We start from the raw sequence: 26,626 nt of genomic DNA, 5'->3' as shown, positions 1-26,626 counted from the left end.
GGCCAGGACTCTAGTGGCGTGCGCGCCGCCCCAGGGTCGGCTGATGGCAGGATCGCTCCCGTGGCCGAACTGACGTTCTGGACCGGCACGATGGATGCCGGGAAGTCGACTCTCGCTCTCCAGACCAACCACAACCATGCCGCCCGGGGGCGGGTGGGGCGGCTGTTCACCTCCAACGACCGAGCCGGGGAGTCGGTGCTGTCCTCCCGGCTGGGGCTGACCCACGACGCCATCGAGGTCGGCCCGGAACTCGACTTCTGGCGCTTCGTGGTCGACTCGCTCACCGCCGGCGCCCGGATCGACTACCTCGTGTGCGACGAGGCGCAGTTCTACACCCCGACCCAGGTCGACCAGCTGGCGAAGGTCGTCGACGAGCTCCAGATCGACGTGTTCTGCTTCGGGATCCTCACCGACTTCCGGACGCGTCTCTTCGCGGGCTCGGCCCGGCTCGTGGAGCTCGCCGACCGCACCGAGGTGCTCCAGGTCGAGGCGCTGTGCTGGTGTGGCAAGCGGGCGACCCACAACGCGCGCACCGAGGACGGCGCGATGGTCATCGAGGGCGAGGTGATCGTCGTCGGTGACGTGGACGACGTGCTCGGCCCGCCCGCGGAGATCGCCTACGAGGTGCTGTGCCGCCAGCACCACCGCCGGCACCTCACCGCTGCGCGAGCGCGGGCCGTGTCGCTGAGTGCCGAGCCGCTCCCGTTCGGGTCCTAGCCGGACCGACGTGGCTATGGCGTGGTTCCGAGGGGCTCGGCCTCCCCGTGTCGGTCGAGCCCCTCGGCGTTCGCGCGTGTCTCTGAGCACCCCTCTGCCCAGAGCCAGATCTCGAAGGTAAACGCCTCTGGGGGCCTCGCATGGCGCTTCGCAGGTAAAGCGACCGTTCGGTCGACCGGTACTAGTCGACCCGGGTCAGACGGGCTCGGCGAGCGGCTACCGCCCGCTCCGACTCGATCGCTGGCCCGGCCAGACGGCACGCCGTCCCTGACTTCCTGGCCCGTTTTGGCACTTCTTGGCCGCTGCATCCCCCAAGAAGTGCCAAATCCCCCGCTTCAGCGGGGGATTTGACAGAGCCCGAAGCACCAGATGGGGGGTCACTCGTTGGGGCCACCGAACATGATCTCGTCCCAGCTCGGCACGGAGGCGCGGCCGCGGGTCTTCTTGACCGGCTTGCGGCTCGGCGGCTCGGAGCGGCGGGGGTCGTCGGGGTCCCGCTGGTTGGTGGCACCGGCGTCGTCGTCGTCGGCCACGCCCTCGAGCATGGCCTGCTCGGCCTCCGGCGAGTCGTCCGGCGAGTCGTCCGGCGAGGCATCTGGCGAGCTGTCCGCTGAGACCTCGTCCTTGGTGCCTGCCGGCGCGTCGAGGTAGGCCTCGACAGGGGCCTCGGAGCCGAGCGCCGCGGACGACTCCAGGTGGGTGCGGGCGGCCTCGTGCTCGTGGTCCTCGCTGACCAGCTCGATCGCGTCGTCGCCGAGCGGCAGCTCCTCGGCGGGTACGGCGGACAGCCGGCGCCGGCGGGCGTCGCTGAGGTCATCACGCGTGGCGTCGACGTCCTCGCGCGCCGAAGGAACGTCGTCGTCGGGGACCTCGCCGAGGAGCCAGTGCGCGTCCTCGTCGTCGGCGACGACGTAGTTGCCCGGCGCGTCGAAGGAGAAGTGGGCCGCGCCGACCCTGCTGGCGGACGTGAAGGAGCCGGTGAGGGTCCAGCGACCGTCCTCGCGCCGCCAGGCGTCCCACGCCACCGTCTCCGGGTCGACGTTGCGCGAGCGCAGGTGGCTGCCCACGGCCTCGTCGAGGGTGCGGGCCGACGGACCCGCGGCCCCCTCTGCGGGGCGGCGCCGGACCGAGGCGCGCTGGGCACGCTGGGCGACGTGGGCCCGCTCGGCCAGGACCGGCGCGGCGTACGGCATCACCTTGTCGACCGAGGTGCCGGCCACCTGCGCCACCGCCTCGGCGGTCTCCCCGGCGCGGATCCGAGCCTGGATGTCGCGTGGGCGGAGGGTGAATTCCATCGTTCTCTCCAACTTGCCGGTCGCTGGCTGCTCAGCTTCGGGTGCGGGCCACTCGCCCGCCACCGCGGCCCGGAGCCGGTCGTCGACGTCGACGGTGAACTCCACCCTGGCGTCGCTCACGAGCACGAGCCTCCGGCCGTCCCCGCTCACCCCGGTGAGCCTGAGGTGAACCATGGCCGTGTTCGCTCCCGCTTCGCTCCAGGCGTCCTGCTCCGGATGCGCCGAGCCTACGCCAGCGGGCGCTGCTCGCCCGGGTGCCCGCACGGCGCGCCCACGGCCTGTCTGACCTGCGAGATCAGGGCCCGGTCAGTCGCCCAGGACCCGCCGGAGGTAGTCGTTGGCGAACAGCCGGTCCGGGTCGAGCCGCTCTCGGAGGGCGACGAACTCCACGAAGCGGGGGTACGACGGGGCCAGGTCGGCCGCTGTCCGGGTGTGCAGCTTGCCCCAGTGCGGCCGGCCGTCGTGGTCGCGCATGACCGACTCCATCGCCGCGAGGTACGCCGCATGGGTGCGCCAGTCCGACCTGTGATGGGTGTGGAAGGCGAGGTAGAGCGCGTCGCGCTGGTAGGCGGTCGACAGGGCGACGTCGTCGGCAGGAGCGACGCGGATCTCGACCGGGAAGCTGATCCGCCAGTCGGACGCCTCGACGAGGCGGCGAGCCTCACGCAGCGCATCCAGGCCGGCCGCGCGCGGCACGGCGTACTCCATCTCGCGGAACACCACGCGGCGCGGGGAGGTGAAGACCCGGTGGGCGACGTCGCTGTACGAGCGCGCCGACAGCGCCCGGGCCGAGACCTGGTTCATGCGGGGGATCACGCCAGGAACCCGGTTGGCCGCCGCGGTGAGAGCGCCGAAGACGGTGTTGGACAGCAGCTCGTCGTCCACCCAGCCGCGCAGGCGAGACACGGGTTCGGCGTCGGAGACCTCGGCCGCGAGCCGGGTGTTGCGCTTGGTCAGCATCCGGTCGGTGTGCGGGAACCAGTACATGTCGCAGTGGTCGCTCTCCCCGACCATCTGGTCGAAGGACCCGAGGGCTGCGTCCCAGGACATCGGCTCCTCGTGTGCTCGCAGCAAGAACAGCGGCTCGACCGTGAAGCTGACCGTGGTCAGGATGCCCAGTGCACCGAGCCCGACGCGGCCGAGCTCGAAGAGCTCCGAGCCGTCGGCCCGCGAGGCCGACAGCACCTCCCCGGTGCCGGTCACCAGCTCGAAGCCCGCGAGCTGGGCGGCGAGCCCGGCAGCGTGACCCCCGGTGCCGTGCGTCCCGGTCGACACGGCGCCGGCGAGCGTCTGCTCGGCGATGTCGCCCATGTTGTGTAGCGAGAGCCCGAGCCGCTCCAGCTCGGCGTTGAGCACCTTCAGCTGGGTGCCGGCGTACGCCGTGACGGTCATCGCCTCACGGTCGACCGACACGACCCCGCTGAGCCGGTCGGGTCGGAGCATCACGTCGCCGGGGGACGCGATGCCGGTGAAGGAGTGCCCGGTGCCGACCATCTTGACCGTCGAACCGGACTCCCGAGCCGCGCGGACCGCGGCCACCACCGCGTCGGGCGAGGCCGGCGCGGCGACCTCCCGTGGCTCGGCCGACTCCAGGCCCGACCAGTTCTGCCACCTCACGGCGCTGAGCCTAGTGTCGCGTTCCCTAGGGGACGGGCTGCCGGAGACTAGGGCCGGGTTGGCTCGTCGCGGGCGGCGAGGGCGGCCACGGCCGCGACCAACCCCGCCGCCAGCGAGATGAGGTACGCCGTGGAGGGTCCGTGGCTGTCGATGACCCGGCCGGCGATCGCGGCGCCGGGCGCGATCCCGGCGACGAAGGAGGTCTCGAGGATGGTCATGCCCTCGGTGAGCCGCGACTGCGGCGCCGTCTTCTCCACCAGCGAGATCGCCGCGATGATCGTCGGGGCGATCGCGAAGCCGGCGACGAACAGCCAGCCGCCCATCACCCACATCGAGCCGATCAGGCTCAGCGGCACCATCGCCACGAACATCGCCACCGCGCCGAGGCGGAGCCGCCTCGCCGGGCCGACCCGCCAGCCCACCAGGCCGGTGACCACGCCCGCGATCAGGCTGCCCGCCGCCCACAGCGCGAGCAGCAGGCCGGCGTACCCCCGCAGGCCGCGGTCGGAGGCGAAGGCGACGGTGCTGACCTCCGCGGCACCGAACAGCGTCCCCAGGGCCAGGCCGACCAGGCAGACCGGCCCCATCACCGAGGCCTGAAGCCGCTCGCGGCGCTCGCCGCGCACTCGTGGGGTGGGCGCGGGGGCGGTGGCCCGCTGTGCGGCGAAGGCGAGGGTGCCGACCGTGCCCGCGATGATCGCCGCGCCCAGCCCGGCCACCGGCGACCAGGTCGTGGCCAGGACGGTGACCAGGATCGGGCCGGCGATGAAGACGACCTCGTCAGCCGCCGACTCCAGCGCGTAGGCGGTGTCGAGCTCGGCGCGGTCGTCGAGCACGTGCGACCACCGGGTGCGCACGCTCGACCCGAGCTGGGGGAAGGCGCCACCCGCGATCGCGACGCAGCCGAAGGCCGACCAGTCGGCACCTCCGGATCGCACGACGACGACGAAGGCCGACAGGGCGACGGCGAAGACCAGGCCGGCCACGGTCAGCACCCAGCCCTGACCGACGCGGTCGATCAGCCGCGCCTGGGGGATGGCCAGGGCAGCGGCGGCGACCAGGTAGGCGCCGGACATGGCGCCGCCGACGCCGTAGGAGCGACCCGACGCGGTCACCAGCAGGACGATGCCGATCGTGTCCATGGAGTTCGGCAGCCGCCCGAGGAGCGCGGTCGCACTGAACCGCAGGGTGCCGGGCAGGCCGAGGACGTGGCGGTAGCGAGCGAGCACTCAGACCACCGGCACGTCGTGGGCGGTCCCGTGCGCGGACGCCGCCGCCGTGAACGACGAGGGGAGGGCCAGCGATGCCAGGGCCGCCACCACCCCGCCTCCGAGCGCCACGAGGTACGACGGGGAGGCGCCGTGCGCGTCGATGACCCAGCCGGCCAGGCCCGCTCCGGGGGCCAGCCCCGCCGCGAGCCCGGTGTGCGACAGCGCGATGCCCTCGGTCAGCCGGGCCGCGGGCACTCCCTGCTCGATCGCCGAGAAGATCGCGATCAGCGTCGGGGCGATGGCGAAGCCCGCGACGAAGAGCGTCACTCCCATCACCGCCATCGAGCCGACGAACGACATCGGCACCATCACCAGGGCCAGCAGGAACGAGCCCACCCGCACGCGCGTGGTCGCCGAGCGACGCCAGCTCAGCGTGCCCGTCGCCAGCCCGGCCACCATGCTCCCGGCCGACCAGCACGCGAGCAGCACTCCGGCCAGGCTCTTGGCGTGCTGCTCGGCCGAGAACGCCACGGTGGCGACCTCGGCGGCGGCGAACATCGACCCGAGCGCGAACGAGACCCCCGCCAGCACCAGGACCGGGAGCCAGGGCATGGCCGGGCGAGGACCGCTCTGCTGCCGACCCTGGAGCGGCACCGGCTGCGAGTCGCGCAGGGCCGCCAGGACCAGGAGGCCCGGGACTCCGGTGACCAGGGCCAGCCCGAGGCCGGCCCACGGGTGCCACTGGGTCGCCAGCACGGTGGCGACGGTCGGGCCGATCACGAAGATCAGCTCGTCGACCACGGACTCCAGCGCATAGGCGGTCTGCACGTCGCTCGGTCGGCCGGTGAGGACGTGCGACCACCGAGCGCGCACCACCGAGCCGATCGGCGGGTAGGCGACCCCGGCGACGAACGCCGCGCCGAAGGCGAGGACGGCGGGGGAGTGGGACTGGGTGGCCGTGACCAGTCCCACGAGCCCGATCGCGTACACCCCGGTGACGACGGGCAGGACGACGGACTGGCCGAGCCGGTCCAGGAGCCGGCCCTGGACCACCGAGGAGAGGCCGTTGGCGATCGTGTACGAGGCGGAGAGCGCGCCCGCGAGCCCGTAGGACCTGCCCAGCCCGGTCACGAGCAGGACGATGCCCAGCGTCGAGATCGAGATCGGGAGGCGTGCGACGAACGCGGCGAGGCTGAACCGCCACGCCCCGCGGAACGTCAGCACGGAGCGGTAGCGGGTGAACATGCTGCTCGGAGCGTAGGGCACGATGGCGACATGCCGTCGTCCGCATCGAGCACTGTCGCGCCGTACGACGGCCTGCTCCTGGTCTCCTTCGGCGGGCCCGAGCGGCCCGAGGACGTCGTGCCGTTCCTGGAGATCGTCACCCGCGGACGCGGCATCCCCCGCGAGCGGCTCGAGGAGGTCGGCGGGCACTATCTCGGGTTCGGGGGCAGGAGCCCGATCAACGACATCAACCGCACGCTGCTCGACGCCATCCGCGCGGACCTGGCCGCACACGACGTCGCGGTGCCCGTCTACTGGGGCAACCGCAACTGGGACCCGTACCTCACCGACGCGGTCGAGCAGATGCGACGGGACGGGGTGACCCGGGCCGCGGGCTTCGTCACGAGCGCCTACTCGTCGTACTCCTCGTGCCGGCAGTACCGCGAGGACCTCGCCCAGGCGACCGGCTTCGGGCGCGGCCCCGAGGATGGGGCCGGCGGCCCGCAGCTGGACCGACTGCGGTCCTACTACAACCACCCCGGCTTCCTCGGTCCCGTCGTCGACGCCGTGGTCGCGGCCGTCTCGGGGCGCCCGGACGCGCGGCTGCTGTTCGTGACCCACTCCATCCCCGTGTCGATGAACGACGGCAGCGGGCCGCAGGGTGGGGCGTACCTCGCGCAGCACCGCAACGCCGCGGCGTATGTCGCAGGCCGCGTCTCGGCACTGACGGGTCGCGAGCACGCCCACGACGTCGTGTTCTGCTCGCGCTCGGGGCCGCCCCAGGTGCCGTGGCTGGAGCCGGACGTCAACGACCACCTCGAGAAGCTCGCCGGAGATCTCCCGGACGGCGCTTCCGGGTCGGTGGTCATCGTCCCGATCGGCTTCGTCTCCGACCACATGGAGGTGGTCTACGACCTCGACACCGAGGCCCTGGTGACCGCCCGACGGCTGGGGCTGGACGCGGTGCGCGTCTCGACGTCCGGCACCGACCCGCGGTTCGTGGCGATGGTCCGCGAGCTGCTGCTGGAGCGGGCGGCGACCGAGCGTGGCGAGCACGTCGACCGGGTCAGCGTCGGCGGCGACCCGCCCTGCTGGGACCTCTGCGTGCCCGGCTGCTGCCCCAACCCGCGCGGTGACCGCCCGGCCCTCGGCGGAGCGGCGTGAGCGCACCGCCCTCGGCCGCTGACCTGGGCGACCTCGCGCTGGGGACCGCTCGCGACGCCGGCGAGCTCGTGCTGCGCCTGCGCGACCGGGGGGTCGAGGTGGCGGGCACCAAGACCAGCGCGACCGACATCGTGACCCTGGCCGACCAGGCCGCGGAGGCGCTGGTGAAGGAGCGACTACTGGGCGCCCGGCCGGACGACGGGATGATCGGCGAGGAGGGCGATGACCTGCCCGGCACCTCGGGGGTGGTGTGGATCGTCGACCCGATCGACGGCACGGTGAACTACCTCTACGGCCACCCGCACTTCGCGGTCAGCATCGCGGCCGAGGTGGACGGCGAGGTCGTGGCGGGGGTCGTCGTCGCGCCCCGGCTCGGCCTGGAGTACGTCGCCACCCTGGGCGGCGGGGCGACCTGCAACGGCCGGGCCGTCCGGCCACGGCTGGGAGTCGTGCTGGCCGAGCGCCTGCTCGCCACCGGCTTCAGCTACGAGCAGCCCGCTCGAGCCCGGGCGGCGTCGTACATCGCGCGGCTGCTGCCGCGCGTGCGCGACCTGCGACGCCAGGGCTCGTGCGCCCTCGACCTGTGCGGGGTGGCCTCCGGGCTCCTCGACGCCTACGTCGAGGAGGGTCCCCACATCTGGGATCACGCCGCTGCCGGCCTGGTCGTCTTGGAGGCGGGTGGCATCCTCGAGGTCGCCCGGTCGCCGGTCGGCAAGCGCGTGCTGATCTGCGCTCCTCGGGATGGTTTCGCGGAGTTCCGGGAGGCCGTCGTCGAGGCCGGCTTCCTGGCCGGAGAGGGCCCGGAAGCAGGCGGGACGAGCGGATCGACCCGCGGGGAATAGGCAACCCTCACCCTCTGTTCATGAGACACCGCAGGGGCCGAGATGCGCACCGCGCGGTCTTGAGGCACAATGCGGCGCGCCGACGAGCGGCGGCGACACGGGCGCAGGATGGGGAGAGAGAACACACGAGCATGGCCACCGACTACGACGCACCTCGCAAGAACGAGGAAGACCAGTCCGAAGAGAGCATCGAAGAGCTCAAGGCGCGTCGGCACGACAAGAACTCCGGGAAGGTCGACGAGGACGAGGCCGAAGCGGCCGAGTCCTTCGAGCTGCCCGGCGCCGACCTGTCGCACGAGGAGCTGGCGGTCGAGGTGATGCCGCGCCAGGAGGACGAGTTCACGTGCATGAGCTGCTTCCTGGTGCACCACCGAAGCCAGCTGGCCGACGAGAAGCGCCTCATCTGCCGCGACTGCGCTGCCTGACCAACGCCGACCCGGTTCTGCCGGGTCGGCTCAGTCCTTCTGGAGCTGGGGTGGGAGGTGGCCGGCCGAGCGGCGGTAGTAGTCGGCGGCGCGCCGCTGGGCGAGCATCCGGGCGAGCGCCACGAAGGTGCCGCTGACGGCGGCCCAGGCCACGGCCTCGGCCATCCTGACGTCGGGGTCGGCGGGGTTCACCGGCGGCTGCTTGCCCGTGGCGGCCTTCCACCCCGTGTCGAGGGCCTTCTTCGCCAGGGTCGCGGCACCGAGCGCCGAGATCAGCGAGAACACTGTCCAGAGCTTGCTGCCACCAGAGTCAGCCATGCCCTCAGGCTATCGCGGCTCTCGCGGGCCGGTGATCACCCCGATGGCTGCCGCCAGGGCGGCGGGGTCGCGGGTGCTGAGCAGCCAGTACGGCGCCGGGTCGCGGTGGTCGCGCACGGTCACCCGGACGCTGCGCTTGAGGTAGGGCCGGATCAGCAGGTAGGCGCGGACGTCGGCGTCACGCCCGGCCACCCGCCGCGTCTCCGCGGCGTCCAGGGGCTCGGCCCGACCGAGGTACGCCGCGGGGATCCGGGCCCGGCCCGCACGCAGCCAGCCGTCGGCGACCTCGATCCGGGCCGAGCCGTAGCCCCAGAAGACCGCGATCATCACGAGCATCAGCACCGCGGTCGCCGGCCAGGCGACGACGGCGGGTGTCGAGACCACGAAGGCCAGCCAGAAGGTCGCCACCAGCATGGTTCCCTGGACCCACCAGCGCAGGGGCACGCTGAGCCGCTCGCGGTAACCGGTCGAGACGGTCCCGCCCGGTGTCTGCGGAGAACTGGGTCCAGGCACGGACCCAAGCCAACCATCCCGGTGTCCCGGCTGCGGCGGATAGGGTCCGCACATGGCAGATCCCGAGGCCGTACCCGGCCTGCCGGTGGCGGTCGTCAGGCTCGATCCCGGCCTTCCACTGCCGTCGTACGCCCATCCCGGCGACGCCGGCGCCGACCTGATGACCAGCGTCGACGTGACCCTGGCGCCGGGGGAGCGAGCCCTGGTGCCGACCGGGATCGCCCTCGCCCTGCCACCGGGGTTCGTCGCGCTGGTCCATCCCCGCTCCGGACTGGCGTTGCGGCACGGCCTCTCGATCGTCAACGCCCCGGGCACGGTCGACGCCGGGTACCGCGGTGAGATCAAGGTCCTGCTGGTCAACCACGACGCGACCTCGGCGGTCGAGCTGCGGCGCGGCGACCGGGTCGCCCAGCTGGTGGTCCAGCGGGTCGAGCAGGCGGTCTTCACCGAGGTCGAGACCCTGCCGGACTCGATCCGGGGCGCCGGGGGATACGGTTCGACCGGAGGCTCCGCCGGCCTCGCCCAGGCTCGGCGAGAGCCCGCACCCGACCACTCGTGACCCACAGCTGGGAGCAGCACTGATGTTCCGCCGAAAGGCTCGCTCGGAGCCTGACAAGGCCTCCGCCGACGAGGCGACGAACGACGACCTGGAGCACACCTCGGCGCGGGCCGGCACCGGTCCGTGGGACTCCGGCGAGACGCCCGACGACGGGCTCGACCGGGTCGACCTCGGCTCGCTGCGCGTGCCCGGCCGCGAGGGGGCCGAGCTTCGCCTCCAGGTCGACGAGACCACCGGGGAGGTGCAGTCGGTGATGCTGGCCGCGGAGGAAGGGGCCCTGGAGCTGCGGGCCTTCGCCGCTCCGCGGGGCGGCGACCTGTGGTCCGAGATCCGTCCCCAGATCGCGGCCGACGTCGCCAGGCACGGCGGCACGGCCACCGAGCGCGAGGGCCGGTTCGGTCCCGAGCTGGTCTGTCAGATGCAGGTCGTGATGCCCGACGGGACCCAGGCGCTCCAGCCCTCCCTGATCGTCGGGGTGAACGGCGCCCGCTGGCTGCTGCGCGCGACGTTCCTCGGTCAGCCGGCGGTCGAGCCCGAGCTCTCGCCGGAGTGGGAGGAGGCGCTCGCCTCCGTGGTGGTCCACCGGGGGACGCACGCGATGCCCTCCGGAGACGCCCTGCCGCTGAGCCTGCCCGACGATGCCCAGCGGCTCGCCTGACCTGGCCGGTATCCTGAGAGCATGGGCGAGAAGAGCAAGTTGCGACGCTCGATCAGCAGCTGGGCGAACGCCGAGGACCAGCACGCCCGCGAGCTCCGGGCGACCACCCGGGCCGGACGGTGCGACCTGATCGTCGACTGCGCGGAGCGCACGCCGGTGCGCCTGCGCGGCACCCTGAAGAACGTGACCCTGCGGCCGCGCGGCGGCGTCCCGGCACTCGAGGCCGAGCTGTTCGACGGGTCGGACTCCCTGATGCTGGTCTGGCTGGGCCGGCGCGAGATCGCCGCCATCACGCCCGGCCGCTCGATCGAGGTGCAGGGCCGGATCGGCCGGCAGGGCACGGACCGCGTGATCTACAACCCGCGCTACACGCTGCTGGCCTGACCGCCTGACCGCCAGCCGCCGTCCCGCGGGGACCCGGCCACCCGACGTACGGACACCCGATGACCTCTTCGCCGCCACCGACCGACACCGTCGAGGCCTTGGTGCGGCATCAGCTCGGCGTGGCCCTGGGCGGGGTGCGAGGCGTCGTCGAGACCGCGGTGCCGACCCTGACCTTCACCACCGTGTGGCTGCTGAGTCGCCAGCTCGGTGTCGCTCTCGGCGCCAGCGTCGCCGTCGGGGTCGTGGAGCTGGCGGCGCGCCTGGTGCAGCGGCAGACGGTGAAGTTCTGCGTCAACTCCCTGGTCGGCATCGCCGTGGGCTCGCTGTTCGTCTACCTCGCCGCACGCCGCGGCGGCAGTGCCGACGACCAGGCCCTGGCCTACTTCGTCCCGGGCCTGCTCTACAACATCGGCTACGCCATCGCGATCGCCCTGACCTGCCTCACCGGCTGGCCGCTGGTCGGCTTCGTGATCGGCAGCGTCACCGGCGACCCGACGGCCTGGCACGACGACCGGCAGGTCGTGCGGCTGTGCAGCCGGCTCACCTGGCTGCTCGTGCTGCCGTGCGCCGTGCGGGCCCTGGTCCAGGGGCCCATCTGGCTGGCCGGACACTCCGGCAGCATCTCGGCCGACAGCGCGGTCACCGCCCTCGGCGTGCTCAAGGTCGTGATGGGCTGGCCCCTCCAGCTGGCCGCGCTCGGGGCCATGTCGTGGCTGCTCAGCCGCAACCACACGCCACTGGACGCCGGGGAGCCGGTCAGTCCTGCGAGTGGTCGGGGTTGAGCAGCAGCTGGAGCTCGTCCTCGACGTCGGCCGAGACCACGAAGAGGAGCTCGTCGCCGGCCTCGAGCGGCTGGTCGCCGTCGGGCGCGTAGACCTGCCCGTCGCGCAGGATCGTCACCAGCGCGGCGTTGTCCGGGAACGGGATCAGGCCCGACGGCCGGCCGACGTACGGCGAGTCGTGCGGCAAGGTGAGCTCGACCAGGTTGGCGTTGCTCTGCCGGAACGTGAACAGCCGGACCAGGTCGCCGACCGTGACGGCCTCCTCGACCAGCGCCGACATGATCCGCGGGGTAGAGACGTTCACGTCGACCCCCCAGGCCTCGTTGAAGAGCCACTCGTTGTTGGGGTGGTTGACCCGTCCGACCGTCCGGGGCACGGCGAACTCGGTCTTGGCCAGCAGGGCCGTGACGAGGTTGGCCTTGTCGTCGCCGGTCGCGGCGATCACGACGTCGCACTGGTCGAGGTGGGCCTCCTCGAGGGAGGACAGCTCGCAGGAGTCGGCGAGGAGCCACTCGGCGTCCGGGACGCGCTCGGGCCTGATGGCCCGGGGGTCCTTGTCGACCAGGAGGACCTGGTGCCCGTTGGTGATCAGCTCCCGGGCGATGGAGCGGCCGACGGCTCCGGCCCCGGCGATGGCGACGCGCATGCGCTCAGTCCTCTTAGTCCTCGGGGCCTTCGTTGATGACGTGGTAGGCGCCGGCGGCGTTCTCCTCGCGCATCACCAGGTGGAGCAGGTCGCCCTCCTGGATGACGCTGTCGATCGTGGGCAGCATGCCCTCCCCGAGCCGGTCGATCCAGGCGATCCGTGACTTGGAGGCCGCCTGGAAGTCGATGGTGCGGTGGCCGACCCAGCTCGTCGGCGCGGGCACCTGGTCGACCCGGATCGTGCCGGACGGGTCGCGGAAGTCGGGCTCGGCCCCCACCGGCAGGAGCCGTCTGAGCACTTGGTCAGCGGTCCACTTCACCGTCGCGACGGTGGTGATCCCGAGCCGCTGGTACACCTCGGCCCGGCCGGGGTCGTAGATGCGGGCGACGACATGGTCGATGCCGAACGTCTCGCGGGCCACCCGGGCGGCGATGATGTTGGAGTTGTCACCGCTCGAGACGGCGGCAAACGCGTCTGCACGGCGGATTCCCGCCTTCTCCAGGACCTCCTGGTCGAACCCGTAGCCGGTGATCTTGTCGCCGTTGAAACCGGGCCCCAGCCGCCGGAAGGCGTCGGGCTCGCTGTCGATGACAGCCACGGTGTGGTTGCGCTCCTCGAGGCTGCGCGCCAGGGTCGAGCCCACCCGGCCACATCCCATGATCACGACGTGCACGGGGGAACCGTATCCTGTCCACTCGTGGGTGTCGGCGATGTATCGAAGCGGATCCTGTTGGGCAGGAAACTCCGCAGCTCTCAGCTCGGTGAGACGCTCCTGCCCAAGCGGATCGCGCTCCCGGTGTTCGCCAGCGACGCGCTCTCGTCGGTGGCCTACGCGCCGGACGAGGTGTTCATCATGCTCTCCCTGGCGGGGGCCTCGACGTACGTCTGGTCGTGGAAGATCGGCATCGCGGTCGCGGTCGTGATGCTGACCGTGGTGGCGTCGTACCGGCAGAACGTCCACGCCTACCCCAGCGGTGGCGGCGACTACGAGGTGGCCACGGTCAACCTCGGCCAGACCGCCGGCGTCACCGTCGCCTCCGCGCTCCTCGTCGACTACGTGATGACCGTGGCCGTGTCGGTCTCCTCCGGCGTGCAGAACGCCGGCTCGGCGATCCCCTGGGTGGCCGGGCACGAGGTCGTGACAGCCGTCGTGCTGGTGGTCGTGCTGGCCTCGCTCAACCTGCGCGGCGTCCGCGAGTCGGGCGCCTACTTCGCGGTGCCGACGTACAGCTTCATGGTCGGCGTCATCGGCATGGCGCTGTTCGGAGCCATCCGCAGCGCCCACGGCACGCTGCCACAGGTCCAGAGCGCGCATTACCAGATCATCCCGGCCCCCGGGCACAGCGGGAACCTGACCGGGCTCGCCCTGATCTTCCTGCTGGCGCGGGCGTTCTCCTCGGGCTGCGCGGCACTGACCGGTGTCGAGGCGATCTCCAACGGCGTGCCGGCGTTCCGCAAGCCCAAGAGCAAGAACGCCGCCTCGACCCTGCTGCTCCTCGGCACGATCGCGGTCACGATGCTGCTGAGCATCATCGTGCTCGCCCGGCACATGGGGCTGCGGTACGTCGACCCCACCGACCTGTCTCGCCTGCGCGACGCGCACGGCCACCCGATGCCGAGCGGCTTCGACGAGCCGACCGTGATGGCGCAGCTGTCCAGGGCCGTCTTCAACGACTTCACGCCCGGCTTCTACTTCGTCCTGGCCACCACCGGGGTCATCTTGATCCTGGCGGCCAACACGGCGTTCAACGGGTTCCCCGTGCTCGGCTCGATCCTCGCGCGCGACGGGTTCCTGCCGCGGGCTCTCGGGTCGCGCGGTGACCGGCTCGCCTACAGCAACGGCATCATCCTGCTCGCCGGCTTCGCCATCGTCTTGATCATCGCCTTCGACGCGCAGACGACCCGGCTGATCCAGCTCTACATCGTCGGGGTGTTCGTCTCCTTCAACCTCAGCCAGCTCGGGATGATCCGGCACTGGACCCGACATCTGAAGACCGAGACCGACCCGCAGACACGCCGCCGGATGATGCGCTCGCGGCTCATCAACACCTTCGGGCTCGCGATGACCGCCGTGGTGTTCGTGGTCATCCTGCTTACCAAGTTCCTCGCGGGCGCCTGGATCGCCATCCTCGCGATGTGCGTCTTCTTCGCCCTCATGAAGGCCATCCGCCGCCACTACGACAACGTCTCCCGCGAGCTCGCCGCCGACGACGAGGACAAGATCCTGCCGACCCGCGTGCACGCCGTCGTGCTGGTCTCCAAGCTGCACAAGCCGACGCTGCGCGCGCTTGCCTACGCCAAGGCGAGCCGGCCCAACGTGCTCGAGGCGGTCTACGTCTCCTCCGACGACGCGACGACGAAGGCGCTGGTGCAGGATTGGGACGACCGCAACCTCGGGGTGCCCCTGAAGGTGCTCTACTCGCCGTACCGCGAGATCGTCCGGCCCATCGTCGAGTACGCCATCCAGATCAGGAAGGCCCAGCCGCGCGGCGTCGTGGCGGTCTACATCCCGGAGTACGTCGTGGGCCGGTGGTGGGAGCAGGTGCTGCACAACCAGACCGCCCTGCGCCTGAAGGGCAAGCTGCTGTTCACACCGGGCGTCATGGTGACCTCGGTGCCCTACCAGCTCCAGTCGTCCCAGATCGCGCGCGACCGTGCTCGTCGCGACCTCGACCGGGTCAAGGCCGGCGACCTGCGGCGCGGGACCGTGCGCACCGGCGGCCAGGTGCCGCCGCCCCGCACCCGCGTCCCCCGGTGAGCCGGTCCGGTCGGTGAGCCGGGCATCGCGTCCCCGCCGGTCGCGGGGGATCTCCCACGCCGGGGAGACCTTCGAGGTGGAGGTCGGCCCCGTCGCCCACGGTGGGTTCTGCGTGGCTCGCCACGGTGGCCGCGTCGTCTTCGTCCGGCACGCGCTGCCAGGGGAGCGGGCCGTCGTCCGGGTCACCGAGGGCCACGAGGGCGACTCGTTCTGGCGAGCCGACGCCATCTCCGTCGTGGTCGCGTCGCCGGACCGCGTCTCGCCGCCGTGCCCCTACGCGGGTCCGGGGCTGTGCGGCGGCTGCGACTTCCAGCACGCGTCGGCTACGGCGCGGCGTGCCCTGAAGGCGGCGGTGGTGCGCGAGCAGCTCCAGCGCCTGGCCGGGCTGGAGGTCGACGTCGCTGTCGAGGAGGTGCCTCCCGACCTGAGGTGGCGCACCCGGATGCGGTACGTCGCACTGCCCGGCGGTGCCCGGGGGCTGCACGTGCACAGGTCGGACGAGGTCGTCGAGCTCGACGACTGCCTGATCGACGCGCGCCACGCCGAGGTGGCGCGCGAGACCGTCTCCACGTCGTACGGCGAGCACGGCTTCGAGGTCGAGCCGGACGGCTTCTGGCAGTCGCACGTCGAGGCGCCACGGCTGCTGGTCGAGACCGTGCTGGGCATGCTCCACCCGGAGCCGGGGGAGTCGGCCCTGGACCTCTACGCCGGAGTCGGGCTGTTCGCCGCCTATCTCGCCGACGCCGTGGGCCCCGAGGGCCGGGTGGTGGCCGTCGAGGGCTCGCATGCCGCCTGCCGCAACGCCCGGGCCAACCTTCCGCTCTGGGCCCGGGTCGAGCACGGACCCGTCGACCGGGTCCTGGCCTCGGCGCACGACGCGCCGGTCGACGTCGTGGTCCTGGACCCTCCGCGCGAGGGGGCCAAGCAGCGGGTGGTGCGCCAGATCGTCGACCGCGCGCCTCGAGCGGTCGCCTACGTCGCCTGCGACCCCGCAGCGCTGGCGCGGGACCTGGCCACGTTCGCCGAGCTCGGCTACGCCCTGGACGCCCTCCGGGTCTTCGACCTGTTCCCGATGACTTCCCATGTGGAGGTCGTTGCGCATCTTGTCAAAGGCGACTCTGGCCTGCGGTGATGTGATCGGGGCTCGTGAGTTCGGGCCCCGAGGACGGGCCATCAGGGCTCGCTTTGGCTCGCTTTGCAATCCCGGGCGGTCTTCCACAATCCTTGAAACTCTTCTAGGATTGTGGGCATGGGAGCAGTCAGCGTCGCGCAGGCCGCGGAGCGGCTGGGCGTCAGCGTGCCCCGGATCCACCAGCGCATCGCGGACGGTTCGTTGTCTGCTGAGCGGATCGGCTCCCAGTGGGTGGTCGATGAGCGCTCTCTCCTGCGTATCCAGGAGCGCAGCAAGGCAGGCCGTCCGTATTCGGCCCGTTCTGCGTGGGCGGTCATCGCGGCGTCCGAGGACGCCCGCGACCGGGTGGGCGTCAGCGGGCTTGCGGTGTCGGCGCGGGCGCGGGCGCAGTTGAGGCGTTTGCTCGAGCCGGCCGTGGAGCCCGTCGCCGATGAGGAAGTCGTCAGGCAACTTGTGGTGTCGCTCCGGTCGGTCTTCCGCAACCGGGCCCACCGGCGACTTCTTCGTGCGGCGCCGGCAGATCTTGCCGATCTCAGGGCCGATGGTCGCTGGGCGATGGTCGTAGACCTTGGGGCCAGCGGTATCGCCTCTGCAGATGTCGAGGGATACCTGGCCGAATCGGATGTGGACGGATTCGTGAGGGACTATCTCTTGGTGGAAGCCGACAACGATGCGAACGTCGTGCTCCACGTCATCTCCGACTCGCAGGACCCCTATCCGAATTCACGACTCCGACTCGCGGCCGATCTCGCGGAGCATCGTGGGCCGCGCGAGGAGGCCAGAGCAGTTGAGCTGCTCCATGAGTTGGCGGTCGCGTGGAAGGAGGTAGACCGATGATCGTCCTGCCTGCGATGCCGGCGGAGCAGACCGCCTCCTGGCTGGGCTTGCTGGACTTGCACGAGCAGCTCGCCGCGGGCTGGACCCTGATTGGCGGCCAGCTCGTCCACCTGCATTGCGCCGAGCGTGGCCAGTTCCCGGTGCGACCGACGAACGACGCAGACACGGTGATCGACGTACGAGCCGACCCGACGATGCTCGCCACCTTCACCGAGACACTGGCTGACCTCGGGTTTGAGTCGGCTGGCATCTCGGCAGAAGGCCTCCAGCATCGCTGGGTCCGGGGCGACGCTTCGATCGACGTTCTCTTGCCGGACGGGATCGGTGAACGAGCCAGCCTTCGTCAGGGAGTTACGGGAAGTCCGACCCTCCCGACGGCCGGCGGGACCCAAGCGCTGCAGCGCAGTGAGACGATCGCGGTGATGGTCGCCGGCCGCGAAGGCGCCGTACGGCGGCCGAATCTCGTCGGCGCTCTCATCGGCAAGGCAGCAGCGCTCAGCAACGCGGGCGACCCCGGCCTCGGTCGGCACCGGCGCGACTTCGTCATTCTCGCCGGTTTGCTGACGGCCCGCGATTTCCGGGGCGTGGAGCTCACGAAGAAGGACCGCCAGCGACTGCGTGCGATGGTGGCCGCGGCCAGAAGGGACCGCGCGATGCTGCTCGAGATGCACGACGCCGAGACGGCACTCGATCGGCTCGTCACGGCAGGGGAGTTGTAGCCGTGCCGGACGATTTCGTCATCGCTCGCAACACCGAACCCGGATCAACGCTGCCCTACCTCCTCCGGATCCCGCTCGGGGACGGGATCATCCTCAAAGCCAAGGACACCTGGCCGCGCACCGGCAAGGTCTACTGCCACCGCGTCGAGGAGTGGCCGGCCGACGCGGAGGTCGTCGAGCGGGTGCCGGTGCGGTCCTGCGTGCGCCGTGGCGCCGCGATCGACCTCGTGCTCGACCGCGGCCGGGAGAACCGCTCCCAGGTCGTTGTCACCAACGGGCGGGGCCGGCAGCTGATCTTCTGGCAGACCGCCCGCACCTCAAAACAAGCTCGACCGGCGGTGCACCTTCCCGGTGCCCGTGCCAGTGGAGTCGCAGACCTGGAGATCGTGGTCGATGTCCGCGAGCGTTACCCGTTCACGTTCGCCGACCGGCAAGCTACGACTCGACGCGAGCCGCTCAGCGCCGGCGACTACGGACTCATTGTCGATGGGCTGCTGCGGGCGTCGGTCGAGCGGAAGTCACTGGCAGACCTCGTCTCGTCGCTGACGACGGGCAGGCTGAAGTTCCAGCTCACCGAACTGGCTGCGATCCCGCGCGCCGCGGTGGTCGTGGAGGAGCGCTACTCGCAGGTCTTCAAGCTCGACCGCGTCCGGCCCAGCGTCGTGGCCGACGGGATCGCCGAGTGCCAGATCCGGTTCCCGACCGTCCCGATCGTCTTCTGCGAGACCCGCAAGCTCGCCCAGGAGTGGACCTACCGCTTCCTCGCTGCCGCCCGGGTCGGGCTGTCGGAGGAGTTGGTCGGCGACCTCGCCGTGCGCGGCCTCGAAGCGGCCCCGCCGCTCTCGCCCGCGCCCCCTACACCGGCCGACGTACGTCGCTGGGCGACGGCGAACGACATCGTCGTCTCCGACCGCGGCCGAATCCCGGCGGCGGTGATGGACCGATGCCTCGAGGCCCGCGCTCGCGGCGAGATCTGAACCTGCTGTCGTTTGCGACCGTCGGCGCCCGATGACCGGAGGGCTCGGACTGGGCTCGGTTTGATTCGCAACCTCCCGCAAAGGCGTGCTGACGATGTCAAGGCGTCACAGCGGCATCGCCGCAGGTCAGGGGTTGGTTTCGCCTCCTGAGCGCAGCCGCTTGCAAAGGATCGCGTTTAGGCTCAGGACCGTCGGTGTCTTCCCGATGACCCACCACGTCGAATGTGTCGCTCTGCTGATGAAAACCGGCTCTGACCTGCGGTGATGCGGTTCGCGATCGCGCCGACGACCGCCCTCGACCCCCCCGATGGCTCACTGTGGGCACACTTTGCGCGGACGAGCCCAGGAGCTGTGCCAATGAGGACCGTTTGCAGGCCACAGCGAGGCGTGACGCCCGCACCCGGGCCCGGAGCACGCCAGTGGACTCTGGGGGTCCTTTGGGGGCGGCAGAAGGGGCCTCGGAGCCCAGCGCCGTCGCTCGCCCCGGAACCGGGAGCAAGGCGCTCGGTCGCCGCCGTCCGTCGAAAGGGCGGGGCCCGACATCGTCGAGATGCTCCTCGCTACCGGCCTTCGCATCGGTGACGTACTCGTCGAGGTTGCGGAGTCGGACGTGGGAATCGCCGGGGCGCGGCGCGAGCAACGCAGGGCCAAGGACCAGGAGCGACTGCGGCAGACGTGGGGCAGGCTCGGCGGGATTGCGATGGCGCTCTCCGACGAGAAGCAGAGCACGAAGACCTGGGCGACGGGTGCGGTCGGCGAGGAAGGCGCTTGGGTTGGGCAGAGGCCGGAAAGCCCCGGATCGGATGTCGAAGTTCTGACTTTGCACGTGGCCTGACCTGCACGGACACTCAAAGTTCGGTGCCTCGGGTTTCGCTAGGGCCGCCAGGGACCGAGAGGCAATACACCTTGTCGCCCGCCTGGGAGGCGATCGACCCACTGCGACGCGGTCGAGATCACAAGGGGTCGCTCACGGTGGGCTGATCCTGTGACCACTGTTCGATCGAGTGCGAGGCGATCAACGCGTCGATCTCGGGCTCGCCGTACCCGGCTCCGGCGAGGATCTCTCGGCTGTGTTGACCTAGGACGGGAGCGACCGCGATGTCGGGAAGCTCCCCGAAGGAGAACAGCAGCGGAGACCTCACCCGCCGGATGGTGTTGCCCAGGACGTCTTGTCGAGTCTCGAAGAGCCCGACGCCCTCGGAGTGCTCGTCGGTCACCACGTCAGTCAGGCTCTTGACCGGGCCGTGTGGGATGCCGGCAGTCTCGAGTGCCGAGGTCCACTCTGCCGACGTCCTCCGAGCCAGCTCGGCCTCGAGCAAACCGTAGAGATCGTCGAGGTGAAGGTTCCGCGCCGTGCCGGTCGCGAAGCGGGGATCGCCACTCAGCTCGGGTCGTCCGATGAGCTCGAAGAACGCCACCCAATGTCGGTCCGTGTTGGGGAGGACGCTCAGATAGCCGTCGCTGGTCCGGTAGGGGCGGCGGTACTCGGAGATCATCCGGGGATAGCGCTCCGCACCGTAGGGCGGCACGAAGGCCGAGCTCCCCATCTGCTCGGCCATCAGGTAGTCGACGAGCGTCTCGTACATCGGCACCTCGAGAATGGCGACCCGTCCGGTCCGCTGCCGTTCGAACAGCGCGGCTAGGATCGCATACGCCGCAACCGTGGCCGCGGTCTTGTCCGCGATCGCGGACTTAACATACTGCGGCTCGCCGGTGACGATCCCTTGGAGATGCGCCAGTCCGCTGATCGCCTGCATGGTGTCGTCGTAGGCCAACCGACCACCGTAGGGACCGTCCTTGCCGAAGCCGGTGATCTCGCAGTAGATGGTCTCGGGCGAGGCTGCGCGTACGTCGTCGGCGCTCAGCCCAAGGCCGGTGATCGCCCGGGGGCTCATGTTGTGGACGAAGATGTCCGCCGTCGGCAGGAGCCGGAGCACCACGTCGCGCGCCTCGGGTCGCTTCAGGTCGGCAACCAGACTCCGCTTTCCGTGGTTCAGGGCCAGGAACACGCTCGACAGCCCGGGAGTCGGGCTGGGCGCGGCGACTCGCATCAGGTCGCCCGCGGGAGGCTCGACCTTGATGACGTCCGCGCCCAGCTGGGCCAGCATCCGTGTCGTCAGGGGGCCGAGGACGAATGCCGTCAGGTCGAGGATCCGGATGCCGCTCAGTGGCCCTGCGTAGGGAGTGGAGACGTCTGCGGGCATGTGACCTCCAGCGGGTTGCGTACTTGCCGTTTCATTCTTAGTACCGTATACAGCATCCCAGAAGTCGAAGAGACCGTCGACCGTCCGGAGGAGTAGCTGATGGCAACACCCGCCGGCCCGATCCCCGACGTCCGGCCGGACCTCGCGGGCCAGGTCGCCGTCATCACCGGGTCGACGCGAGGAATCGGTCTCGCCTCGGCTCACCGCCTGGTCGCGGCAGGCGCGCAGGTGGTGCTCAACAGCCGGACGGGTGCCGATGAGTCCGACTCGCTCGGATCGTTTCCGCCGGATGCGCCGGTGGCCTTCTGTGCCAGCGACGTGTCGACCGTCGCCGGCGCGGAGCACTTGGCGCACTTCGCACAGGAACGCTTCGGTCGGATCGACCTCTTGGTGAACAACGCCTCGCCAGGGGTCAAGGTCGACTTCTTCGATCGTCTGACGCCCGAGGACTGGCGCTGGACGATCGACGGGAAGATGTTCACCACCATCAACTGCATCCACGCCGTCCTGCCGATGATGAAGGTGCAGGAGCGCGGCTGCATCATCAACATCGTCTCCGATGCCGCGCGCGTCGGGACGGCGGGCGAGTCGATGGTCTCGGCGGCGTACGGCGGGGTCATCGCGCTGACGAAGTCGCTCGCGCGCGAGTTCGCGCGGCACCAGATCCGGATGAACTGCGTCTCGATCACGTTGACGACCGACACGCCCGCCTACGAGCGCATCATCGCTGACGAGGTGCGCTCGAAGATCTTCACGAAGATCGCGAGCAAGATGCCGTTCGGCGTTCTCGACCCGGATGACACCGCCCAGGCCGTCGAGTACTTCGCTCTCGCCAGGCGCGTCACAGGTCAGACGCTCAGCGTCAACTCGGGGCTGAGCTTTCCCGGTTAGTCCCCTGCAGAAGGTGTGGTGAACTCATGACAGACTTCTCCCAGGCGCTGAAGGGCGTCACCGTCCTCTCGCTCGCCGAGCAGTTTCCAGGACCTCTGTGCACGCGACTGCTCGGTGACCTGGGTGCCGAGGTCATCCAGCTCGAGCGCCCCACCGGCGGAGATCCGCAACGAGACGCCAATCCGTGGTTGTTCCGCTTCGCAGGTATCGGCAAGCGCAGCGTGACGCTGGATCTGAAGGATCCCGCCGCGCTGTCGGCAGCCAGACTCCTGGTCGAGAAGTGCGACGTCCTCGTCGAGGGCTTCCGGCCAGGTGTGATGGAGCGGCTCGGGCTGTCCTACGAGGCAGTCCGCGAGCTCAACCCCACCATCGTCTACTGCTCCATCTCGGGATACGGGCAGGACGGGCCCTATCGCGGGCTGTCGGGGCACAACATCAACTACGAGGCGGTCAGCGGCTACCTCGAGCCCTACCTGTCGGGGGAGTACGAGTACTTCTCCGGCGGACCGCCCTGGGGTGATGTCCTCAGCGGCTCGCTGGCCACGTCCGCGATCATGGCTGGACTGCGACAGGCAGCGACGGGGGAGAGCTCCTACATCGACATCTCGATCACCGACAGCCTGGTCTTCGGCCTCGGCGGCGTGCTGACGCGCTACGAGAACGGCGGCCCCGCGTGGCAGCTCCGGGAGGGTGGCTACGGGCTCTTCGCCTGCCAGGACGGCCACCTGGCGCTGGGCATCTCGCACGAGGACACCTTCTGGAGGTCGATGTGCTCGCTGCTCGGTCTCGACGAGTACGCCGAGCTCGACCATCTGCAGCGCATCGAACAACGCCATGAGCTGCGCTCGAAGATCGCGGAACGGCTCGCCGTCGAGACCGTCGATCACTGGCTCGCCGCGATGGGCGAGGGGATCCCGTGCTCGCGAGTCAACCGGATCGCGGAGGTCTCCAGCGACCCTCAGCTCCGAGACCGCGGACTCTTCACCCAGGCACGCGCTCAGGACGGCGAGCCCTTCACCACCATTCGCTCGCTGTTCGGCACCGCGGACCTCAGGTCGACGACCGTGCCGGCCCTGGGAACCGCGACGATCAGCGTCCTGGAGGAGCTGGGTCTGTCGGAGCAAGACATCAGCGCCCTGCTGGCCCAGGACCGGCCGGGGGCGTGACGAGTGTCGTTGACGCGTTCTGGTGAATGCTGTAGACCACTGACATGCGAGGGCAGGCAACGACGCACTCGGCCTTCGTCCTCAGCTGTGGGAGTTCTGACGACTGTGAGCCACGACGTACGTCGGCACGAGTTGAGGCAAGCACCGTCCGATGCGCTCGCCCCGGGGCCAGCGCGGTCAGCGAACGGGCATTATTAGCGCATGGCAGCGAATAGCTCGGAGGTCATCACCCGCCACCACCTGAACGACCAGGTGGCTGCGCGCATCCGCGAGGAGATCCTCTCGGGCGCACTGCGTCCGGGTACGCGCATGGTCCAGAGCGACTGGGCGGCCCGACTGGGCACCAGCCGGATGCCGGTCCGTGACGCGCTGCTCCGACTGCAGTCCGAAGGCCTGATCACCGCGTTCGAGAACGGCATCGCCCACGTCGCCGATCTCTCCGAGGAAGACATCGTCGACGCCTACACCTTGAGCAGCATGGCCGCAGGCATCGCGGCCCAGCGCGCCGCGGAGCGGATGGCACCGGAACGCGTCGACCACCTCGCGGCACTCCACCAGGAGTTCGCGGCCGCCGTGGAGCGAGATGACGTCGATGCCGCGACCCTGGCCAACAACGCGTTCCACCGGCTCCTGACGGTCGAGAGTCGCTCGCCGCGGCTGATCGGCATGATGCGCGTGCTGTCCGCAGGCACCCCGCATGTCGGCACCCGGGAGTTGCCGAGCTGGCGTCGGCGGTCGGTCATCAGCCATGAGCTCATCCTGGCCGCGGTCGTGGCCCACGACGGGGACCTGGTCGCCAAGCTGATGAGCGAGCACGTGCTCGAGGCGGCCGAGGTAGTGAGCGGGTACCTGCGTTCGCGCGGGTTCTGGTCCGTCGACGGGGCGCCGTAGCGCGGCACCGGGCGTCGTCGAGGGGCGTGGCCCGACCGAGCCTGCCCGGGCGGCGTAGGCCCGTCGTGGCGCGGGCGGAGCGGCCCGGCACCTTCGAGCTCGTGGGCGGTCCGGCGACAGCGTGATGCCTAGCTCTCTTGACAAGATCGGTATGTTGGATACCGTATCCGAAGAGAATGCAACCGATGGCGAGCAGCCTTGTCCCGCCCGCGCATCCTGGGTCAGCGCCCGTCGTGAAAGGCACCATTGATGCTCACCGAGCCGATCGTGAACGAGCCGCGTGCCGCTGACATCAGCCCGGAGATGCTGGACCGTGCCGAAGCGCTCATCGGTGTATGGCTCCGCAGGGACGTGCACTGGCCAGCGATGGCCGAGGACCTTGCGCCGATCGACGTGCGGCGTTGGGCCCACTACAGCGTCGGTGACGACAACCCGCTCTGGTCCGACGAGGAGTACGCGCGCCGGACGAGGTGGGGTGGCATGATCGCGCCGCCGACCTTCCTGTACAGCGTCGACAGCACGATCGTGGCTCCCGGTCTCCCGGGGATCCAATGGATCTACGGCGGAACGCGGTGGGAGAACTTCCGTCCGGTCAGGGTCGGCGACCGGATCACCGCGCGTGCCCGACTGATCGGGATGAGGAGCAAGTCGGGCCGGCATGCCCGCAACCTGGTGATCCAGACCGGCGAGATCCTCTACTACAACCAACGTGACGAGCTGGTCTCGCGCGCCGAGTCCGACGTGCTCCGGGTTCCCCGTCGACGGAGCAGCAGTGGCCTCGTCGGCTTCGAGGAGCGGCGTACCGAGGGGCGGCACCAGTACTCCGCGGAGGAGATCGAGACCGTCCGTCAGGCCTACCTCAACGAGGAGCGGCGCGGAGCCGAGCCCCGCTACTGGGAAGACGTCGAGGTGGGTGACCAGCTGCCAACGATCCCCAAGGGGCCGCTCACGCTGGTCGACATCCTCGCCTTCTACGTCGGACGCAGGAACACCTACCCGCCGCTGAAGCTCGCGTTCGCCGAGCGCGAGCGTCATCCCGCGAACGTCTACGTCAGCCCTTCCACCGGCATCCCCGTGCACCCTGCCGCGGGTCACATCGACGACGAGATCGCCCATGAGGTCGGCATGCCGGGGCCCTACGACCAAGGCTGGATGCGTGCGAACTGGATGGGTCACCTGGTGACCAACTGGGCCGGCGACGACGCGTTCGTCCGTAGGCTCTCCGTCCGGCTGGCGACACCCAACCTGGTCGGTGACCTGACGTGGTGCAACGGAACCGTGACCGCCAAGCGGGTGGTCGATGGCGAGCATCTCGTCGATCTGGACTGCTGGGGCGAGACTCAGCGGGGCGAGCGCAACACTATCGCCAGGGCGACGGTGCGGCTGCCGTCCCGCTCACTCGACGTCGATGCCCACGAAGGCGGGTTCTGATGGCAGCGCTCGACGGCATCCGGGTCCTCGACCTGACTCACGGCGTGGCCGGTCCCTACGCGACCATGCTGCTGGCAGACCTCGGCTGCGACGTCCTCAAGGTCGAGATGCCAGGACGCGGCGACGCCAGCCGCTACATGAACGTGAGTACGCGCTTCGAGTCGCAGATCCCGCGGGTGGGCGGCGACTACTTCATGTCGATCAACCGGAACAAGCGGTCCGTCACCCTCGACCTGAAGAGCGAGCGCGGAGCTGATCTGGCGCGTCACCTGGCCGGCAAGGTCGACCTGGTGGTCCAGAACTTCCGGCCCGGCGTCGTCGAACGTCTGGGTCTGGGAGTGGAGGACCTGATGGCGCAGAACCCGGCCCTGATCTATGCCTCGCTCAGTGCCTACGGCAAGGTCGGCCCCCTCGCCGGACAGCCGGGGATGGACGTCGCCATCCAGGCTCGCTCCGGGGTCATGTCGATCACCGGCGACGCCTCCTCGAGCGACCCGATCAAGCCTGGGGTCTCCCTGGCGGACTTCTCCGGCGGTGCGCATCTGGTGATCGCGACCTTGGCCGCACTCGTCCAGCGTGGCGTGACCGGCAAGGGGACTCACGTCGAGATCTCGCTCCTGGACGCCACGATGTCGATGCTCAGCAACTACTGCGTCGCCGTTCGCGACGGTCATGCCGAGATCACCCCGATGGGGTCGGGTCACCCGCAGCTCGCCCCGTTCGAGGCCGTGCGGACCAGTGACGGCTACCTCGTCATCGCACCCGGGACCAACAGCCTCTTCCGCGAGCTGTGCCGCGTCCTGGAACGCACCGAGCTGACCGAGGACGAGCGCTTCAGCAGCAACCCGAAGCGAGTGCGGAACCGGCGCCAGCTCATCGACGAGCTGGAGATCGAGTTCACCAAGCGCACGATGGCGGAGTGGCTGGTGACCCTCGAGCGCGAGCGCATTCCGTGCGCGCCCGTCAACACCCTCCGCGAGGCCTATGACGAGCCGCAGCTGGTGGCCGACGGACTGCTTCGCGAGGTCGTGCACCCGGAGCTGGGTGCGATCAGCCAGCTCGGAGCGCCGTACCTGATGGGTGGCGAGCTGCTCCCGATCCGGATGCCGCCGCCCATGCTGGGTGAGCACACCGCACAGGTGCTGACCGAGCTGCTCGACCTGACCGGCGACCAGCTCCAGGAGCTGGCCGAGGCCGACGTGATCAGTGTTCTGGAGGACTTGCCGCACCACGCGTGACCGAGGAACCCGAACCCATGCACCACT

The 26,626-nt window shown here is 70.4% G+C and carries 28 protein-coding genes; 19 read left to right on the top strand and 9 right to left on the bottom strand.

The genetic code is table 11. The annotated features are described in order from the left end of the window. The first annotated feature begins 60 nt into the window (after positions 1-60). A complete protein-coding gene (locus VHW64_RS07605; protein WP_329649923.1) occupies positions 61-717 on the top strand; it encodes a thymidine kinase in 657 nt (218 codons plus the stop codon). A 377-nt stretch (positions 718-1,094) separates the two neighbouring features. On the opposite strand, the gene sepH is transcribed toward VHW64_RS07605, so the two are convergent. From sepH to VHW64_RS07585, 4 genes are all read right to left on the bottom strand, one after another. Further along, positions 1,095-2,186 carry a septation protein SepH gene (sepH, locus tag VHW64_RS07600; protein WP_329649922.1) on the bottom strand — a complete coding sequence of 364 codons (1,092 nt, stop codon included), beginning with the start codon at positions 2,184-2,186 and terminating at the stop codon, positions 1,095-1,097. A gap of 132 nt (positions 2,187-2,318) precedes the next feature. Then, positions 2,319-3,629: a D-arabinono-1,4-lactone oxidase gene (locus VHW64_RS07595; protein ID WP_329649921.1), complete on the bottom strand. Its 1,311-nt coding sequence runs from the start codon at positions 3,627-3,629 to the stop codon at positions 2,319-2,321. A gap of 47 nt (positions 3,630-3,676) precedes the next feature. Next, positions 3,677-4,858 (bottom strand): MFS transporter, encoded by a 1,182-nt coding sequence (locus VHW64_RS07590; RefSeq protein WP_329649920.1) that lies wholly within the window; start codon positions 4,856-4,858, stop codon positions 3,677-3,679. Beyond that, on the bottom strand, positions 4,859-6,085 hold the full coding sequence (locus VHW64_RS07585) for an MFS transporter (RefSeq protein ID WP_329649919.1): 1,227 nt from the start codon (positions 6,083-6,085) through the stop codon (positions 4,859-4,861). It lies immediately after the preceding gene. A 30-nt stretch (positions 6,086-6,115) separates the two neighbouring features. Here VHW64_RS07585 and VHW64_RS07580 point away from each other — a divergent pair, with 30 nt between their 5' ends. The 3 genes from VHW64_RS07580 (at position 6,116) to VHW64_RS07570 (ending at position 8,495) form a co-directional block, all read left to right on the top strand. After that, positions 6,116-7,228 (top strand): ferrochelatase, encoded by a 1,113-nt coding sequence (locus VHW64_RS07580; protein WP_329649918.1) that lies wholly within the window; start codon positions 6,116-6,118, stop codon positions 7,226-7,228. Continuing rightward, positions 7,225-8,070, top strand: a complete 846-nt coding sequence (locus tag VHW64_RS07575) for an inositol monophosphatase family protein (RefSeq protein WP_329649917.1) — start codon at positions 7,225-7,227, stop codon at positions 8,068-8,070. The genes VHW64_RS07580 and VHW64_RS07575 overlap by 4 nt, the downstream gene beginning before the upstream one ends. A gap of 131 nt (positions 8,071-8,201) precedes the next feature. Continuing rightward, entirely contained in the window at positions 8,202-8,495 is a 294-nt protein-coding gene (locus tag VHW64_RS07570) for a DUF4193 domain-containing protein (RefSeq protein ID WP_329649916.1), read from the top strand. A gap of 30 nt (positions 8,496-8,525) precedes the next feature. On the opposite strand, the gene VHW64_RS07565 is transcribed toward VHW64_RS07570, so the two are convergent. Both VHW64_RS07565 and VHW64_RS07560 read right to left on the bottom strand, forming a co-directional pair. Next, positions 8,526-8,813, bottom strand: coding sequence for a DUF4235 domain-containing protein (locus VHW64_RS07565; RefSeq protein ID WP_329649915.1), 288 nt, complete (start codon positions 8,811-8,813; stop codon positions 8,526-8,528). A gap of 9 nt (positions 8,814-8,822) precedes the next feature. Next, complete coding sequence (locus tag VHW64_RS07560) at positions 8,823-9,326, bottom strand: DUF3093 domain-containing protein (RefSeq protein ID WP_329649914.1); 504 nt, start codon at positions 9,324-9,326, stop codon at positions 8,823-8,825. 52 nt (positions 9,327-9,378) lie between these two features. Between VHW64_RS07560 and dut the strand changes: the two genes are divergently transcribed. Genes dut through VHW64_RS07540 form a run of 4 tightly spaced genes read left to right on the top strand, consistent with a single transcriptional unit; the run spans position 9,379 to position 11,709 of the window. Next, positions 9,379-9,885, top strand: coding sequence for a dUTP diphosphatase (gene dut / locus VHW64_RS07555; protein ID WP_329649913.1), 507 nt, complete (start codon positions 9,379-9,381; stop codon positions 9,883-9,885). 22 nt (positions 9,886-9,907) lie between these two features. Further along, positions 9,908-10,543, top strand: a complete 636-nt coding sequence (locus VHW64_RS07550; RefSeq protein ID WP_329649912.1) for a DUF3710 domain-containing protein — start codon at positions 9,908-9,910, stop codon at positions 10,541-10,543. A 21-nt stretch (positions 10,544-10,564) separates the two neighbouring features. Then, on the top strand, positions 10,565-10,927 hold the full coding sequence (locus tag VHW64_RS07545; protein WP_329649911.1) for an OB-fold nucleic acid binding domain-containing protein: 363 nt from the start codon (positions 10,565-10,567) through the stop codon (positions 10,925-10,927). Positions 10,928-10,986: 59 nt separating this feature from the next. After that, positions 10,987-11,709 carry a DUF3159 domain-containing protein gene (locus VHW64_RS07540; RefSeq protein ID WP_329649910.1) on the top strand — a complete coding sequence of 241 codons (723 nt, stop codon included), beginning with the start codon at positions 10,987-10,989 and terminating at the stop codon, positions 11,707-11,709. On the opposite strand, the gene VHW64_RS07535 is transcribed toward VHW64_RS07540, so the two are convergent. Continuing rightward, positions 11,684-12,355 (bottom strand): TrkA family potassium uptake protein, encoded by a 672-nt coding sequence (locus VHW64_RS07535; RefSeq protein ID WP_329649909.1) that lies wholly within the window; start codon positions 12,353-12,355, stop codon positions 11,684-11,686. The two genes, VHW64_RS07540 and VHW64_RS07535, sit on opposite strands and share 26 nt — an antisense overlap. 13 nt (positions 12,356-12,368) lie before the next feature. Beyond that, positions 12,369-13,013 (bottom strand): potassium channel family protein, encoded by a 645-nt coding sequence (locus tag VHW64_RS07530; protein ID WP_414690468.1) that lies wholly within the window; start codon positions 13,011-13,013, stop codon positions 12,369-12,371. A 39-nt stretch (positions 13,014-13,052) separates the two neighbouring features. Here VHW64_RS07530 and VHW64_RS07525 point away from each other — a divergent pair, with 39 nt between their 5' ends. The 6 genes from VHW64_RS07525 to VHW64_RS07500 all read left to right on the top strand — a co-directional run bounded on the left by VHW64_RS07525 (position 13,053) and on the right by VHW64_RS07500 (position 19,613). After that, complete coding sequence (locus VHW64_RS07525) at positions 13,053-15,113, top strand: APC family permease (protein WP_329649907.1); 2,061 nt, start codon at positions 13,053-13,055, stop codon at positions 15,111-15,113. Positions 15,114-15,126: 13 nt separating this feature from the next. Next, positions 15,127-16,245, top strand: coding sequence for a class I SAM-dependent RNA methyltransferase (locus VHW64_RS07520; protein ID WP_329649906.1), 1,119 nt, complete (start codon positions 15,127-15,129; stop codon positions 16,243-16,245). A gap of 117 nt (positions 16,246-16,362) precedes the next feature. Beyond that, complete coding sequence (locus tag VHW64_RS07515) at positions 16,363-17,082, top strand: helix-turn-helix domain-containing protein (RefSeq protein ID WP_329649905.1); 720 nt, start codon at positions 16,363-16,365, stop codon at positions 17,080-17,082. Then, on the top strand, positions 17,079-17,801 hold the full coding sequence (locus VHW64_RS07510) for a hypothetical protein (RefSeq protein ID WP_329649904.1): 723 nt from the start codon (positions 17,079-17,081) through the stop codon (positions 17,799-17,801). Before VHW64_RS07515 ends, VHW64_RS07510 begins: the two co-directional genes overlap by 4 nt. Positions 17,802-17,803: 2 nt before the next feature. Continuing rightward, complete coding sequence (locus VHW64_RS07505) at positions 17,804-18,778, top strand: ERCC4 domain-containing protein (RefSeq protein WP_329649903.1); 975 nt, start codon at positions 17,804-17,806, stop codon at positions 18,776-18,778. A 550-nt stretch (positions 18,779-19,328) separates the two neighbouring features. Beyond that, on the top strand, positions 19,329-19,613 hold the full coding sequence (locus VHW64_RS07500; RefSeq protein WP_329649902.1) for a hypothetical protein: 285 nt from the start codon (positions 19,329-19,331) through the stop codon (positions 19,611-19,613). A 118-nt stretch (positions 19,614-19,731) separates the two neighbouring features. Here the strand turns inward: VHW64_RS07500 and VHW64_RS07495 are convergent, their stop codons facing one another. Continuing rightward, positions 19,732-20,982, bottom strand: a complete 1,251-nt coding sequence (locus VHW64_RS07495; protein WP_329649901.1) for a CoA transferase — start codon at positions 20,980-20,982, stop codon at positions 19,732-19,734. Between the two features lie 99 nt (positions 20,983-21,081). On the opposite strand from VHW64_RS07495, the gene VHW64_RS07490 reads away from it, so the two are divergent. The 5 genes from VHW64_RS07490 to VHW64_RS07470 all read left to right on the top strand — a co-directional run bounded on the left by VHW64_RS07490 (position 21,082) and on the right by VHW64_RS07470 (position 26,599). Further along, complete coding sequence (locus VHW64_RS07490; RefSeq protein ID WP_329649900.1) at positions 21,082-21,873, top strand: SDR family oxidoreductase; 792 nt, start codon at positions 21,082-21,084, stop codon at positions 21,871-21,873. 26 nt (positions 21,874-21,899) lie between these two features. Beyond that, a complete protein-coding gene (locus tag VHW64_RS07485) occupies positions 21,900-23,039 on the top strand; it encodes a CaiB/BaiF CoA-transferase family protein (RefSeq protein ID WP_329649899.1) in 1,140 nt (379 codons plus the stop codon). 201 nt (positions 23,040-23,240) lie between these two features. Next, on the top strand, positions 23,241-23,930 hold the full coding sequence (locus VHW64_RS07480) for a GntR family transcriptional regulator (RefSeq protein WP_329649898.1): 690 nt from the start codon (positions 23,241-23,243) through the stop codon (positions 23,928-23,930). 249 nt (positions 23,931-24,179) lie between these two features. Beyond that, positions 24,180-25,361, top strand: coding sequence for an FAS1-like dehydratase domain-containing protein (locus VHW64_RS07475; RefSeq protein WP_329649897.1), 1,182 nt, complete (start codon positions 24,180-24,182; stop codon positions 25,359-25,361). Continuing rightward, positions 25,361-26,599 (top strand): CoA transferase, encoded by a 1,239-nt coding sequence (locus VHW64_RS07470; RefSeq protein WP_329649896.1) that lies wholly within the window; start codon positions 25,361-25,363, stop codon positions 26,597-26,599. The genes VHW64_RS07475 and VHW64_RS07470 overlap by 1 nt, the downstream gene beginning before the upstream one ends. Positions 26,600-26,626 lie beyond the last annotated feature (27 nt).

The organism is Nocardioides sp., assembly GCF_036267815.1.
Taxonomy (GTDB): Bacteria; Actinomycetota; Actinomycetes; order Propionibacteriales; family Nocardioidaceae; genus Nocardioides.
Note: the sequence above shows the minus strand (reverse complement) of the source record. Positions and strands in the feature narration are given on the sequence as shown.

What these genes read in the sequence shown, in the direction of transcription:
- sepH (WP_329649922.1), bottom strand. Translation starts at nt 2,186, where the DNA reads ATGGTTCACCTCAGGCTCACCGGGGTGAGCGGGGACGGCCGGAGGCTC.
- VHW64_RS07585 (WP_329649919.1), bottom strand. Translation starts at nt 6,085, where the DNA reads ATGTTCACCCGCTACCGCTCCGTGCTGACGTTCCGCGGGGCGTGGCGG.
- VHW64_RS07580 (WP_329649918.1), top strand. Translation starts at nt 6,116, where the DNA reads ATGCCGTCGTCCGCATCGAGCACTGTCGCGCCGTACGACGGCCTGCTC.
- VHW64_RS07570 (WP_329649916.1), top strand. Translation starts at nt 8,202, where the DNA reads ATGGCCACCGACTACGACGCACCTCGCAAGAACGAGGAAGACCAGTCC.
- VHW64_RS07565 (WP_329649915.1), bottom strand. Translation starts at nt 8,813, where the DNA reads ATGGCTGACTCTGGTGGCAGCAAGCTCTGGACAGTGTTCTCGCTGATC.
- dut (WP_329649913.1), top strand. Translation starts at nt 9,379, where the DNA reads ATGGCAGATCCCGAGGCCGTACCCGGCCTGCCGGTGGCGGTCGTCAGG.
- VHW64_RS07550 (WP_329649912.1), top strand. Translation starts at nt 9,908, where the DNA reads ATGTTCCGCCGAAAGGCTCGCTCGGAGCCTGACAAGGCCTCCGCCGAC.
- VHW64_RS07545 (WP_329649911.1), top strand. Translation starts at nt 10,565, where the DNA reads ATGGGCGAGAAGAGCAAGTTGCGACGCTCGATCAGCAGCTGGGCGAAC.
- VHW64_RS07540 (WP_329649910.1), top strand. Translation starts at nt 10,987, where the DNA reads ATGACCTCTTCGCCGCCACCGACCGACACCGTCGAGGCCTTGGTGCGG.
- VHW64_RS07535 (WP_329649909.1), bottom strand. Translation starts at nt 12,355, where the DNA reads ATGCGCGTCGCCATCGCCGGGGCCGGAGCCGTCGGCCGCTCCATCGCC.
- VHW64_RS07530 (WP_414690468.1), bottom strand. Translation starts at nt 13,013, where the DNA reads ATGGGATGTGGCCGGGTGGGCTCGACCCTGGCGCGCAGCCTCGAGGAG.
- VHW64_RS07515 (WP_329649905.1), top strand. Translation starts at nt 16,363, where the DNA reads ATGGGAGCAGTCAGCGTCGCGCAGGCCGCGGAGCGGCTGGGCGTCAGC.
- VHW64_RS07510 (WP_329649904.1), top strand. Translation starts at nt 17,079, where the DNA reads ATGATCGTCCTGCCTGCGATGCCGGCGGAGCAGACCGCCTCCTGGCTG.
- VHW64_RS07500 (WP_329649902.1), top strand. Translation starts at nt 19,329, where the DNA reads ATGCTCCTCGCTACCGGCCTTCGCATCGGTGACGTACTCGTCGAGGTT.
- VHW64_RS07495 (WP_329649901.1), bottom strand. Translation starts at nt 20,982, where the DNA reads ATGCCCGCAGACGTCTCCACTCCCTACGCAGGGCCACTGAGCGGCATC.
- VHW64_RS07490 (WP_329649900.1), top strand. Translation starts at nt 21,082, where the DNA reads ATGGCAACACCCGCCGGCCCGATCCCCGACGTCCGGCCGGACCTCGCG.
- VHW64_RS07485 (WP_329649899.1), top strand. Translation starts at nt 21,900, where the DNA reads ATGACAGACTTCTCCCAGGCGCTGAAGGGCGTCACCGTCCTCTCGCTC.
- VHW64_RS07480 (WP_329649898.1), top strand. Translation starts at nt 23,241, where the DNA reads ATGGCAGCGAATAGCTCGGAGGTCATCACCCGCCACCACCTGAACGAC.
- VHW64_RS07475 (WP_329649897.1), top strand. Translation starts at nt 24,180, where the DNA reads ATGCTCACCGAGCCGATCGTGAACGAGCCGCGTGCCGCTGACATCAGC.
- VHW64_RS07470 (WP_329649896.1), top strand. Translation starts at nt 25,361, where the DNA reads ATGGCAGCGCTCGACGGCATCCGGGTCCTCGACCTGACTCACGGCGTG.